The 13,620-nt window shown below is 46.3% G+C and carries 11 protein-coding genes; all 11 read left to right on the top strand.

Annotated elements, in window-relative coordinates; all coding sequences use genetic code 11:
* The first annotated feature begins 122 nt into the window (after positions 1–122).
* The 11 genes from DXA57_RS02345 to DXA57_RS02295 all read left to right on the top strand — a co-directional run bounded on the left by DXA57_RS02345 (position 123) and on the right by DXA57_RS02295 (position 13,609).
* A complete protein-coding gene (locus tag DXA57_RS02345; RefSeq protein WP_117764285.1) occupies positions 123–1,919 on the top strand; it encodes an N-acetylmuramoyl-L-alanine amidase in 1,797 nt (598 codons plus the stop codon).
* A gap of 78 nt (positions 1,920–1,997) precedes the next feature.
* Complete coding sequence (locus tag DXA57_RS02340; RefSeq protein WP_117764284.1) at positions 1,998–3,086, top strand: DUF6077 domain-containing protein; 1,089 nt, start codon at positions 1,998–2,000, stop codon at positions 3,084–3,086.
* A gap of 18 nt (positions 3,087–3,104) precedes the next feature.
* A complete protein-coding gene (locus DXA57_RS02335; protein WP_117764283.1) occupies positions 3,105–3,956 on the top strand; it encodes a hypothetical protein in 852 nt (283 codons plus the stop codon).
* A gap of 131 nt (positions 3,957–4,087) precedes the next feature.
* Positions 4,088–5,476, top strand: coding sequence for a sugar transferase (locus DXA57_RS02330; RefSeq protein ID WP_117764282.1), 1,389 nt, complete (start codon positions 4,088–4,090; stop codon positions 5,474–5,476).
* Positions 5,473–6,210 carry a glycosyltransferase family 2 protein gene (locus DXA57_RS02325; RefSeq protein WP_117764281.1) on the top strand — a complete coding sequence of 246 codons (738 nt, stop codon included), beginning with the start codon at positions 5,473–5,475 and terminating at the stop codon, positions 6,208–6,210. The genes DXA57_RS02330 and DXA57_RS02325 overlap by 4 nt, the downstream gene beginning before the upstream one ends.
* Before the next feature lie 19 nt (positions 6,211–6,229).
* Complete coding sequence (locus DXA57_RS02320; RefSeq protein ID WP_117764280.1) at positions 6,230–7,528, top strand: glycosyltransferase family 2 protein; 1,299 nt, start codon at positions 6,230–6,232, stop codon at positions 7,526–7,528.
* Between the two features lie 391 nt (positions 7,529–7,919).
* A complete protein-coding gene (locus DXA57_RS02315) occupies positions 7,920–8,924 on the top strand; it encodes a glycosyltransferase family 2 protein (protein ID WP_117764279.1) in 1,005 nt (334 codons plus the stop codon).
* Between the two features lie 2 nt (positions 8,925–8,926).
* The gene (locus DXA57_RS02310; RefSeq protein ID WP_117764278.1) at positions 8,927–9,718 is read left to right on the top strand and encodes an ABC transporter permease; all 792 of its coding nucleotides are present in this window, start codon (positions 8,927–8,929) and stop codon (positions 9,716–9,718) included.
* Positions 9,719–9,730: 12 nt separating this feature from the next.
* Entirely contained in the window at positions 9,731–10,504 is a 774-nt protein-coding gene (locus DXA57_RS02305) for an ABC transporter ATP-binding protein (protein WP_117764277.1), read from the top strand.
* A gap of 37 nt (positions 10,505–10,541) precedes the next feature.
* Complete coding sequence (locus DXA57_RS02300; protein ID WP_117764276.1) at positions 10,542–12,365, top strand: glycosyltransferase; 1,824 nt, start codon at positions 10,542–10,544, stop codon at positions 12,363–12,365.
* Positions 12,366–12,388: 23 nt separating this feature from the next.
* Positions 12,389–13,609: a polysaccharide pyruvyl transferase family protein gene (locus DXA57_RS02295; RefSeq protein WP_117764275.1), complete on the top strand. Its 1,221-nt coding sequence runs from the start codon at positions 12,389–12,391 to the stop codon at positions 13,607–13,609.
* Positions 13,610–13,620 lie beyond the last annotated feature (11 nt).

Raw genomic sequence — 13,620 nt, 5'->3', positions numbered from 1 at the left:
CATTTTCTATAACCCTTAAGAAAAATGTAAGAATTAAATCCGCTGTTGACAGGCGAAAGTGAGGTAACTATAATGGAATTATTACTGAATTATGAAGAAAACATTACAAAGGAGAATCGAAAATGAGCAGAAAAAAAACACTGCTGTGTCTGATCTGGGCTTTTCTGCTGCTGTTGGTACCGGCAGTTGGCGTATCTGCGGCAACGGAACTGCAATATGTATATCTGACACCCAGCGAAAACGGAAATCAGACGGGTGTGGTCATTGCCCTGAATGGAGAGAAGGTAACAGAGGCTTCGCTTGATTACGGCAGTGGAAAGGTGAAGAGTTCGAAGATAAACGGGAATCATCTGATCTTTCTGGTGCCCGGTGCGGATATCAGTGAGAAAAATCTGAAAAGCGTCACCATTACCGGGACTTCCGGAAAAGAGACGATCCGACTGAGTTCCTTCTTTCAGGCATCCGGTACCAAAAAACTGGATCCGGAGCAGGAGATCGAAGACAAAGGGATCGCATCCGGAAGAAGCATGGCAGCCGGCGGTCTCAGCCAGTCACAGGAAGCATCCGTAGAGACCTGTACGGCACAGAATGCCGGAGAGATCGCTTCCACACTGGCAGCGGCCTCCATTCAGGCAGGAACTTCCTCCAGCCGTTCTGGCGCAGGCAGCAATATCGTCGTGGTGCTGGATCCAGGCCATGGCGGAAACGAAGCCGGAGCAAACAGGACCTGGAACGGTGTCCTTTATGAAGAGAAAGTGATCAATCTGAAGATTTCCAGATATACCAAGGCAGAGCTGGAAAAGTATGCCGGTGTGACGGTCTATATGACTAGAACCGGTGATACGACAATGTCCTTGGAGGACCGCGTAGACTATGCGGCAGGTAAAAAAGCGACGGTTCTTGTCAGCCAGCATATCAATTCTACGGAGAACAACCAGGATTCTGTCAGCGGTTCGCTGGTTTTTGTGGCTACGGGAAATTACCGCCCGGATCTGAAAAACGAAAGCTGGGCACTCTCCAATACGATCCTGAGTGAACTTTCCAAACTGGGGCTTAACAATCTGGGACTTCTGGTACGGAAAAGCGAGAACAACACGCTCTATCCGGACAAGAGCCTGGCAGATTATTACGGGATCATCCGCAGAAGCGTCCTGGCCGGCTTCCCGGGGATCATCGTAGAGCATGCGTTTGTAAACAATCCTTCAGACTGTAAGAAATATTTTTCCAGTGATGCAGCCATCAAAAAGCTGGGTGTGGCAGATGCGACCGCGATCGCGAAATATTATGGACTGAAGCTGAAAACAGATACGCCGGATCCGAAACCGGATCCCGATCCCAATCCCAATCCGACTCCTTCCGGAACGGAGGGCTGGAAGGAAGAAAACGGTCATTATTATTATCAGAGAAGTGACGGCAGCAGGGCAGCATCCGGCTGGCTGAAACTGGAAGAAGGAATCTATTATCTGGATGAAAATGGTTATCGCACGGAAGGCTTTGTCAAAGTAGGTGAAAAGACGTATTATCAGGAGAAAGGAACCGGAAAACGTCTTACCGGTTTTCAGACGATCCAGAAAAAGCTGTACTATTTTCGCCCGAGTACCGGATCCATGCTTCATTTTGGCTGGGTGAGCATCAATGGAAAACGTTATTATTTCCACGAAGACGGTCATGCCCAGAAAGGACTGGCAACGATCAACGGAGAACGTTATTTCTTCCGCACGGATGGTTCCATGATCCGGAGCAAATGGGTTTATTACTGGAATAACTGGTATTTTGCTTCGTGTAAAGGAAAAATATACCGCAACACCTGGCATTACATTGATAAAAAACGTTATTATTTTAATGGCAAGGGTATTACCAAGGGGCGGAAAGACGTTCCGTCAGGTCTCTACACAAAAACAACCGTGGTAGAGCGTTAAGGAGTACTTGCCGAAAAGACAAAAAAATGGTATGATCTTATCAACGATCGAAAATCTGTAACGAAAAAGGAGATAAGAATGAAGCAATTGTTCCTGGGAGGGATCAGTCTGTGCGTTCATCTTTATTTCTTCCTGGCTTTCGGAAGCCTTTTCCGGAAAATCCTTGGGAGGAAAAAGGGATGCAGCTGGTATTCGCCGCTGTTTACACCGGTGCTCGGACTTTTCCTTTACTACGGTTTCTTTGAAATCCTGGCTCTGCCCATGACATTGCTGCTGGTACCGCTGCACGTTTTGACGGTTGTCTGGGGCGCAGCCCTGGCAGCTGTTGGACTGGCAGCGGTTTTTTTGTGCGGCAGAGACTGGGTGAAGAGTGCCAGAAATCTACTGGAAGTGTTCCGGTGCCAGAAAATCATCTGTATTCTGGCAGGGCTTCTCACACTGGGACAGATGATCTATGTGGCGGCTTATGATCTCAATGCCGCGGATGCAGCATTTTATGTCGCCAATATCAGCACCTCTCTTTATACCGATACGTTGGGAAGATACAATCCTTATACCGGCCTGTTAAGTTCTGTTTTTTATGTGCGCTATGTGACAGCTGCCTGGTATCTCGATACGGCGGCTTTTGCAAAGGTGTTTCAGGTGCATCCCATGGTCCTTGCCAAAACGATCAATCCCGTCATGTGGACATTTCTGGCAGATCTGGTGTATTATCAGCTCGGATATGAGCTTTTCCGTGGAAAAGATCTTCTGGCGGTGAGAAAAAAGGCGGTGGCCTTCCTGGCAGCGGCGGTATTCTTTTTCTTCCTGGCAGGAAATCAGGAATTTTCCGGCTTTCTTTTTTACCGGGCATATGAAGGAAAGGCCATGCTGGAGGGGCTGGTGATTCCCTTCCTGTTTTTGCTTTTTGTACGCATTTACCGGGAGTCGGAAGATCATCTGGCCTGGTGGACACTTTTCTTTGTTTCACTGGGAGCAGTCTGTCTCAGCACTTCTTCCATGACCGTGGTACCGGCCGCTGTGTTTGCAGGGATTCTTCCGACTGCGTTGAAAAAAAAGAAGATCCGGCCGCTGATCCGTGCGTTTCTGGCAATCCTGCCGGATGTGGCGGTTCTCATGCTTTATCTGGCGGTCAAGCTGAGAATCGTAACGCTGGCGGCAAAATAGGAAAGGAGACAGACCGTTATGAGAGGTTTATCTGTGGCAGAACAGGGGCTTTGCTTTATCTTTGACTGCTTTGTGAAATATCAGGGAACCTGGACCTATGTACTCCTGGGAATTGCTGCCATCCTGCTGACTTTATTATATAGGAAGAAAGAAGTGGAATTTCTCTTTCTCTGGTATCCGTTGGTTCTGCTTTTGACCGTTTTTAATCCGTTTTTGATGAACAAAGTGATCGTAAAAATGGATTTTGAATCGGAGTTTTACCGTTTTTTCTGGCTGGTACCTCTGCCGTTTTTTCTGGCGTATGCCTTGGTAGAAACAGGCAGCCGGCTGAAGAAAGGCTGGAAACGGGTGACTCTGATCGCGGCTGTAGGCGGGCTGGTACTTTTCTGTAATCAGTCTTCTCTCAAGCAGATCGCCACGATCTCTATTCCGAAAAATGTTTATAAAGTGGAAGATGATCTTCTGACCGTGGCGGAGCTGATCCACCGGGACAGCACGAAAGAAGAGCCGAAGGTGGCACTGCCGTTGGAATACAACCTTCAGGCGAGACAGTATGATCCGTCTCTTCGTTTGACCATTGAAAGAAATAAAATGATGTTCTGGCTTGGAATCGATACGGCAGGATCTTATACCGATGAGAATCAGAGCTATCGTTATCAGTCGGATATCATGGATGTAATCTACGGAGGACGGAATACCGAGCCTTCTGTTCTGAAAAAAGCACTTGCGAAAACCAGAACGGATTACCTTGTGGCTTATAAAAAGAATGATGTCCATGAGACGATCCGTGAGGCCGGCTGCCAGGCTGTAGGGGAGACTCCTGAAGCAGTGGTATATCTTACCTCATATGGAAAGAAGCATAAAGAATAAACTTCCAATGGCTGAAAGGTTGTTTTTTCAGTCATTCTAGTGTAAGATATACGAAGCAAGTTCAGAGCATTCCATCTTAACAGACGTGTCGCCCGGGACTTTCATAGTAAATTACTTTAGGGGGGAAGACCTTGGAAAAAAGAGAAAAATACAAGCATCTGCTCATGTTTCTGGCTTCGACTCTGATCATGGCGATCCAGATCGGCGTTTTTGCATATATGTGGTATCATCATTTTGAAAAGAATATGCTGAGGCACTACTGGCACAGAGGAAACTATGTGATTATTGCGCAGTATGCCCTGCTTTTGTTTCTTTTCTATAAGCTTTACGGAGGGTTCAAAGTAGGATATCTCAGGGTATTTGAAGTGCTTTATTCCCAGATCCTGTCGGTGCTCTGTGTGAATTTTATCACCTATCTTCAGCTGGCACTGATCGGTCACTGGAAGTTTGGCCGGAATATAAACTATCTGCTCCAGATGACAGGCATCAATCTTATCGTAGTGGTGATCTGGGTATTTTTCATGCGCTGGGTCTATGCAAGACTTTATCCGCCCAGACAGATGCTGATGATCTATGGCAAATACAGCCCAAGGGATCTGGAGAAGAAGATCGGTACAAGAGAAGACAAGTACAATATCTGTGAAGAGATCCATCTGAGTGCAGGAGAAGAGGCTATCAAAGCGAAGATCCTACAGTATCATGCGGTGCTTCTGGGAGATATTCCCGCCCATGAGAGAAATCTGTTTTTAAAGTTCTGTTTTGAAAACAACATCCGCTGCTACAGTGTACCGAAGATCTCTGATATTATGCTCATGCATGCAGATCATATTCATCTGTTTGATACCAGCCTGCTTTTATTCCGGAACCGCGGACTGACTGCAGAGCAGCAGTTTGTGAAGCGTTTGATGGATATCGTGTTTTCTCTTTTTGGTCTGGTGCTGGCTTCCCCCTTTATGCTTGTGATCGCCATTCTGGTAAAGGCCTATGACGGTGGTCCCGTGTTTTACCGGCAGCCAAGACTTACCAAGGACGGGAAAGTTTTTGATGTACTGAAATTTCGGAGCATGCGGGTGGATTCAGAGAAAAAAGGCGCCCGTCTTGCCATGAAAAATGACGACAGGGTCACTCCGGTCGGAAAAGTGATCCGGAATATTCACTTTGATGAATTGCCTCAGATCTTCAACATCCTGAAAGGGGATATGTCTCTGGTGGGACCGAGACCGGAACGGCCGGAGATCGCAGCACAGTATAAACGGGAGATACCGGAATTTGACTACCGCTTAAAAGTAAAAGCAGGTCTAACCGGCTTTGCCCAGGTTTACGGCAAGTATAACACCACACCCTACGACAAGCTGAAGTTGGACCTGACATATATTGAAACGTATTCCTTTGTGCTGGATATCAAACTTCTTTTTCTGACCTTTAAGATCCTTTTCCAGAAGGAGAATACGGAAGGCGTGGAACAGTGGCAGGTCACTGCTGCCACAAAGGAAAAAACCGGGAAGGAAGAAGAAAAATGAAAAAAGTATCCGTGATCATTCCGGCATACCGCTGTTCATCCACCCTGCGTAAGGCAATTGATTCCGCATTGATTCAGGAGGTACCGCTGGAGATCCTGGTGCTGGATGACTGTTCCGGGGAAGATATCGAGGGAATCGTAAAGGAATATGGAGAGGAACCAAGGCTCCGTTATCTGAAAAACGAAAAGAATCTCGGAGCTGCGGCATCCAGAAACCGGGGAGTACAGCTGGCGTCCGGTGATTACGTGGCTTTTCTTGATGCAGATGACTGGTGGGAACCGGAGAAGCTTGAAAAGCAGCTGAAACTTCTGGAGGAAACGAAGGATGTTCTGGCCTGTACCGGAAGAAGGCTCTGTTCACCGGAAGGAGAAGAACTGGGAAAATACATTCCCGTCAAAAAAAGGATCACTTATCAGGATCTGCTCCGCCATAACAGCATCAACTGTTCTTCCGTACTCTTACGCCGGGATGTGGCACGGAAATATCCCATGGAGCATGAGGACAGCCATGAGGATTATATTACCTGGCTGAAGATTTTACAGGAATATAAGACGGCATCAGGTATTGACGAACCACTTTTAAACTATCGCCTGACTTCAAAGGGAAAGTCGGGAAATAAATTAAAATCTGCCGGAATGACCTTTAAGGTCTACCGTTATATGGGCTTTGGAATGGGAAGATCCCTCTGCTGTTTTATCAGTTATGCCCTGAACGGTATCTGGAAATACAGGTGAGAAAAAAGGAGGCTTCTTTATGATAAAGGTATCGGTGATCCTTCCGGTCTATAATACGGAAAAATATCTTCGCCAGTGCCTGGAGAGCATTGAGCATCAGACATTAAAGGAGATGGAAGTATTTTGCGTGGATGATGGTTCCAGTGATGGTTCTGTGGAGATCATCCGTGAGTATGTGGAAAAAGACAGCCGTTTTCATCTTCTTGAGCAGAAAAATGCCGGCGGCGGTGCTGCCAGAAATCATGGAATGAAAGAGGCAAAAGGCGAATATCTGATGTTCTTGGATTCCGATGATTTCTTTGAACCCTGTCTGCTGGAACGGATGGCAGACCGTCTGGACGAGACACAGGCGGATATCAGTGTCTGTAAGGTGCGCTGCTGGCATGAAGATCTTCAGTTTTTCACGGATGAGCATGCAGCCATGCGGGAAGAGTATCTTCCGGAGAAAGAGGTATTTGATTATCACGATATGGCGGAGTATATTTTCAATACCTTCCACAACTGGCCGTGGAATAAAATGTTCCGCCGTTCCTTTGTGGAAGAGAAGAAGCTTTGCTTCCAGGAAATCCGCCGGACCAATGATCTCTTTTTCACCTGCTCTGCCCTGGTAAATGCGGAGAAAATCACGACTGTGAAAGAATTTCTGGTAAATTACCGTGTGGGTATCACAGGAAACTGTCAGAGTACGAATACAGCGACACCGCTGGATTTCCATCGGGCATTCTCAAGACTGCGGGAATATCTTCTGGAAAAAGGCTGTTATGAAGAGGTAAAGAGAAGTTTTATCAATCATGCCATTGACGGCTGTGTGGCAAACCTGCTTTCCCAGGAAAAGAGTGTGCAGCAGGAGACACTTTACCACCAGCTGAAGGGGGGGCTTTTCAAGGCACTGGATATTGCCGATCAGCCGGCTGATTATTACTATGACTATAATCAGCGGATGTATCATTTCTACCGGACCATTATGGATCAGGATTACGACAGCCTTTTAAGACTTCGTATCCAGGATCTCAAGGATGAGAGGGATAACTGTCTGCATCTGAACCATATCGAAAAGATGGGCATTATCCACAGGGATGAGGACCGGATCCGTCAGCTGGAAGCGGAAAAAGCGGCTCTGGAGCGGGAAAAGATGGCTCTGGAACAGGAAAGAGAAGATTTAAGAGCAGAAAAGGCAGAACTTCAGTACGAGGTTCGAAATGTCTATGATTCCTTCTCCTATAAAACAGGCCATCTGGTGACGTCACCTCTTCGTGCCTGCGCCCGTGCTGCCAGAAAAACGATAAATACAGAAGGGAAGTATAACAGGCGAAAATAAAAAACAGACCGGGAGAAGATAACTGCCCGGTCTGTTTTGTTCGTAGATGCGCACAGCCTGCGTTTCCTTGACAGTATATTTACAGATATGTTAAAATATGATGATACTAGGGGTAAAAGTTCAAAAGACGTTCATGCTTGCATGATAAGGCTTTTGAATTTGGGACCCGCCAAACATGAGGTGCAGAACATCCAGTGGATGTTCGTTTTGCACCGACCGAAGCGGAGCGTAGACAGTAGCGATTTACGCAGTAAATCAGCGGATTTCGAATGTTTGTAGAATTGCGGGAGCTGCTTGGCAGCGGAGCAATTCGTAGGCATCAGTTGGGGGCAAAAGAACTTTTGACCCCAACATCAAATGATACTAATATAAAGAACGAAAGGGAGTACCAATGGATAAACTTCTGACAGTGGTCATTCCTGCTTATAATATTGAAAAATATGAGGAACAGTGCTTAAGTTCCTTTGTAAAGCCCAAAGCATTGCCGGAGATCGAAGTACTGGTCGTTAACGACGGTTCTTCTGACCGGACCGTTGAGATCGCAGAGGGCTATGTAAAGAAATACCCGGAGATCTTCCGGGTGATCAGTAAAGAAAACGGCGGACATGGGTCTACCATTAACCGGGGAATCCAGGAAGCCCGCGGAACGTATTTTAAAGTGGTAGACGGAGATGACTGGGTGGATGGCACAGCTTTTGCCCGGCTGGTGCGTTTTCTTCATACGACAAAGTCGGACTTTGTCGTAAACCGCTATTATTGGGTGCACAATCAGACCGGAGAGAAAAAGCTGGAATTTGAAGAACCTTTTCCGGGCGTCAACTATGGAAGAGAGTATGCTTTTTCGGAGGTCAGCAGTAAGACCTTCCTGAAAATGCATGCATTGACCATAAAAACAGAACTGCTGCGGAAAATGCCTCAGATCGATGAGCATTGTTTTTATGTGGACATGGAATATGTCCTGTTTCCGGTTCCTTATGTGCGGACGGTGACTTTTCTGGAAGAGATCGTCTATCAGTACCGGATCGGTCTTGCCGGACAGAGCATGGATATGAAGAGCATGCAGAAAAATGAGGTCAATTATAACAGAGTCTTAAACCGTCTGCTGGCTTATTATGATGAGCAGCAGAAAAAAAGGATACCGGCCTACTGCCTGACTTATCTGGAAAACAGTCTGGGGCGGATGGTAGCCACACGTTTTAAAATCTTTTTAAGCTTTCCCTATGACAAGGGCATTCCCGGAAAAATGAAAGCTTTCGATAGAAACTTAAAGGAATGTTATCCCAGAGTCTATGCGGCTGTGATCAATAAGCCGGTTCTTCTTTTACGAAAGAGCGGCTATCTTCTTTATCCGGCAGCACATCTGGCATTTTACTGGAAAGAAAGGATAAAAAAATAAATATGAGTATCTGGAAAGAACGGCTGCAGGTCTTTTTTCAGTATAAAGACCTTCTGTTTCAGCTGGTACAAAGAGATGTGAAACTGAAATACCGTAGAAGTTTTCTCGGTTATGTCTGGAGTGTTTTAAATCCGCTGCTGATCATGCTGGTCATGACTGTGGTGTTTTCCACGATGTTCCAACGGAAAATCACAAATTATCCGGTGTATCTGATCACAGGCCGGACACTTTTTGAATTTTACAGCACTTCAACGAAGGCGGCTATGAGGTCGATCCTGGGAAATGGAACCTTGCTGAAAAAGACGTATGTACCGAAATACATTTTCCCACTGGCAAAAGTAACCAGTTCTCTGGTGGACTGTTTCTTTTCTCTGGGAGCCATGCTCATCGTTATCGTCTGCACCAAAGCAAAGATCAGCTGGTATCTTCTTCTGTCTCCGATCATCCTGGTTCAGATCTATATCTTCAGTCTGGGAGCAGGCTTTTTCCTGTCAGCGATCAATGTCTTTTTCCGTGATATGCAGCATATCTATCAGGCTGTGATCACGGCCTGGATGTATGCAACTCCGCTGTTCTATGATCTTGACAGTATCAAAAATACAACGGTGGTACTTGCGATCAAAGCATTCAATCCGTTGTACTACTATGTGGCAGGCTTCCGTGATCTGGTGTATTACGGAAGATTTCCGGGACCCAGGATTTTCTGGGGAGGCTGGATCATTGCGTTTCTGGCTCTTGGCATCGGCCTTTTCTATTTCAAGAAAGTACAGGATAAGTTTATCCTTTATATCTGACGGAGGAACAGCATGAGTGAAGAATATATCGTAGATGTGGATCATGTGACGATCCGTTTCAATCTGGCCAGCGAAAAAGTGGACAATCTGAAGGAGTATGTGATCCGTCTTCTGAAGCACCAGCTGATGTTCCAGGAATTTCTTGCAGTAAAGGACGTTTCCCTGAAGATCCGTCCGGGAGAAGCCTGGGGGCTCATCGGTATCAACGGTTCCGGAAAATCCACGCTTTTGAAGGCGATCAGTGGTATTATGAAGCCGTATAAGGGAACGATAACCGTGAGGGGAAGTATTTCTCCTCTCATTGAGCTGGGAGCCGGATTTGATCCGAATATGACAGCCCGGGAAAATATTTATCTGAACGGTGCGGTGCTTGGTCATTCCAAGAAATTTATGGCAGAACATTTTGACGAGATTGTGGAGTTTGCAGGAATCGAAAAATTCTTGGATTCCCCCATCAAAAACTTTTCTTCCGGTATGAAAGCGCGGCTCGGTTTTGCCGTGGCAACCGTAGTGAAACCGGATGTTCTGATCGTGGATGAGGTGCTGGCAGTAGGAGATGTCCGTTTCCGTAAGAAATGTATGAAACGAATGGAAGAGCTTCTGGGAGGCGGTACTACGCTGCTTTTCGTTTCACATAACATTGAGCAGGTAAAGAGCCTCTGTACGCATGCCCTCTGGCTGGATCATGGAGATACTGTGATGGCAGGACCTGCAGAAGAGGTCTGCAATAAATATATGGAAGCAATGGACGCGGCAGACGCGAAGGAAACAAAGAGTAAAAAATAAACAGAATTGATTGAAGAGAAATGGAGAAAAACAAGGTATGGATATTAAGCAGGTACTGTTACCGGAGGAGATGGATACCGATGAACTTCTGTATTACCGGAAGGATGAAGAGCTGGTAGAGACCGGAAAGGACGGAAGCCTGATCTTCCATAAGGGAGGAGCAGCTGATTTTAATACGTTTTTCAACAGTTTTTCCATTGGAAAGTGGAGAAAATATACCGTTCTTGAGACCGTTTCATTAAGCTTGAAGCTTCAGGGAAGCTTTACGGTTTATCTGAAACATCATGTGTTAAGCAAAGGTCAGGTGAAAACCAAGATCCTGGAAGAGCAGACGATCCTCAGTGCAGAGCCGAAGGTCTTTACGTTTGATTTCGGTGACGGACAGGACAAAGGCATTTATTCCTTCAGTCTGAAATCCAATGCACACGGTTCCTGCTTCTGGGAGGGAAAATATTTTGAAGAAGTCCGTGTACCGGTGAATATGAACATAAACATTGCGGTGGATATTTGTACCTTCAAACGGGAAGAGTATGTGGAACGGAATATGAATGTGCTGAAAAAGACCATTCTGGAAAATCCGGATTCTCCTCTGTACCGCCATCTTTATGTGCTGATCTCCGATAATGCCAAGACTCTGGATCAGGAGAAGATCATCGGCGAGAGTCCCTATATCCAGATCAATCCAAACAGGAATGTGGGCGGTGTAGGTGGTTTCACCCGTGGGATCATCGAAGCAATGAAGATGCAGAGTGCAAAGGATATCAGCCATGTGCTTCTGATGGATGATGATGCGGTGATCCAGCCGCACAGTCTGGAGGTCAACTATGTATTCCTGTCTCTGATCAAAGAAGAGTACAAGGATTATGTCATGGCCGGTTCTATCATGCGTATCGATGAACCGAATGTCCAGTATGAGCTGGGAGCACGTTGGAACCGCGGAAATATCGTGGCTCAGCGCCATTACATGGATATGAGAAAACTTAAGAATCTGCTCTGGAATGAAGAAGAGCAGGAGCCGGCGGAATACACCGGCTGGTGGTATACCTGCTATCCGTTAAGTGCACTGGATAAAAATAACCTGCCGCTGCCTCTTTTCATCCACAGAGATGATGTAGAGTATGGTATGCGTATCGGAAATGGTCATTTCATCTTTATGAACGGACTCTGCGTATGGCATGAGGCTTTCGAGAATAAGATGCAGGGACCTCTGGAATATTATGATATCCGGAACCTTGCTATTGTCAATGCCATCCATCATCCGGATTACGGTCCCAAGGAGTTTAAAAAGATCTTTACCCGCTGGGTTATCAACAACATTGTCCGCTATCGCTACAACTACGTGGATATGAACTTCCGTGCAGTGGAGGATTTCTGTAAGGGTATGGACTGGTTCATCCAGCAGGAAGCAGAACCGCTGCATAAAGAGATCGCAGCCATGAATTACAAAGGCCAGAAAAAAGAAGAGTTTTACGGCTATAAGGGAGTTAAAGAATCCGATTTTGACTGGGATGTCCTTTCTGATCCGGAGCAGCTGGCGGCAGTGAAAAAAGGAAAGAAATATTTCCAGATCCTGACACTGAACGGCTATTTCCTGCCGGCGAAAAAGGATAAAGTGCTGGTAATGCCTCCTTATAACAACATGTATAAGATGTACCGGATCCCCGAGGTGATCTATACGGATGCCAACGGAAACTGTATCCTGACCAAACGCAGTGCCAGAAGAATGATCTCCTGCTTTATCGGTCTGTTTAAAATGTGGCGGTTTATTGATAAAAATTACGATACAGCAAAAGAAACTTATGCAAAACGTTATAACGAGCTTACAAGTATGAACTTCTGGAGAAAATATCTGGAGCTGTAAAGAGGAAAAAAGAGGGGAGACGAATGGCAGAGACAACCAAATACGATGTGGCGGTTTTAGGGCTCTGGTGGAGCAGCAACTACGGAAGTATCATGACCTACTATTCTCTTTACCGTTTAATAGAATCTTATGGATACCGGACCGTGATCATCGACCGTCCGGGAATCGGACCGGATGATTTCCTGTTTACCACAGACGGAAGACGATTTCAGCGGGAACATTTTCCGGTGACACCGGTCTTTCAGTTCCATGAACTGGGAAAACTCAATGACTATGCAGACTGTTTTGTGATGGGATCTGACCAGGTCTGGAATTTTGGTATCTGCGAAAAATATCAGGGAGCCTTTTTCTTGAAATTTGCAGCGGATAATAAGAAAAAGCTTTCTTATGCCGCTTCTTTTGGCCATCCGGGGTTTTTTGCACCGCCGGAGGCCATAGAAGAGACCAAACATCTTCTGGAACGCTTTGACGGGATTTCTGTCCGGGAGAGCGGAGCTGTGGATCTGATGCGGGATACGTTCGGCATCGTGCCGGAACGGGTATTGGATCCGGTGTTTACGGTGGATCCGAAGATTTTTGAGGATCTGATGAAGACCTCCCGGGCTGCGAAAGAACGGGAGAAGAAAAAAGAACCCTTCCTTTGTACCTATATCCTGGATCCGACGGAGGAAAAAAGGGAAGCGATCCTCCATGTGGCAGGAGAGAAAAATCTGCCCATGGTCCATATGCTGGACGGCTACACGGAGAATTTTGCGGCAAATAAAAAGGCCATGCATCTGGACGGGGTCGTAGAAGATCTGAAGGTAGAGGACTGGCTTTATTACATTTACCATTGTGACTTTCTGATCACAGATTCCTGTCATGGAGCCAGCTTTGCGATTCTTTTCGGCAAGCCGTTCATCTGTATCGGAAATGCGGGCAGAGGACTGCCGCGGTTTGAATCCCTGGCAGGACTGTTCCATCTGGAAGACCGTTTTGTCTATGATGCGGAAGAAATCGAGAAACGGCCGGAGCTTCTGGAGTCTGTCGATTATAAAGAAGCGCATGAAATCCTGAAAAGAGAGCGGAAGCACGCAAAGAAATGGCTGAAAGAGATGCTGGAGGCGCCTGTGCGGAATGAGGCTTATCAGGAGCCGGAAAAATCACTGGCGATGAAGGCGGTACTGAAGCTTTATAAAACAGTACGGCCACTGATCAGCGACAATACCAAGGCCAGACTGAAAGCAATGGCCCGAAGGAAATAAAAGGAGAAGAA

The organism is Blautia sp. OF03-15BH (assembly GCF_003463065.1).
In the GTDB taxonomy this organism is placed as follows: domain Bacteria; phylum Bacillota; class Clostridia; order Lachnospirales; family Lachnospiraceae; genus Limivivens.
Note: the sequence above shows the minus strand (reverse complement) of the source record. Positions and strands in the feature narration are given on the sequence as shown.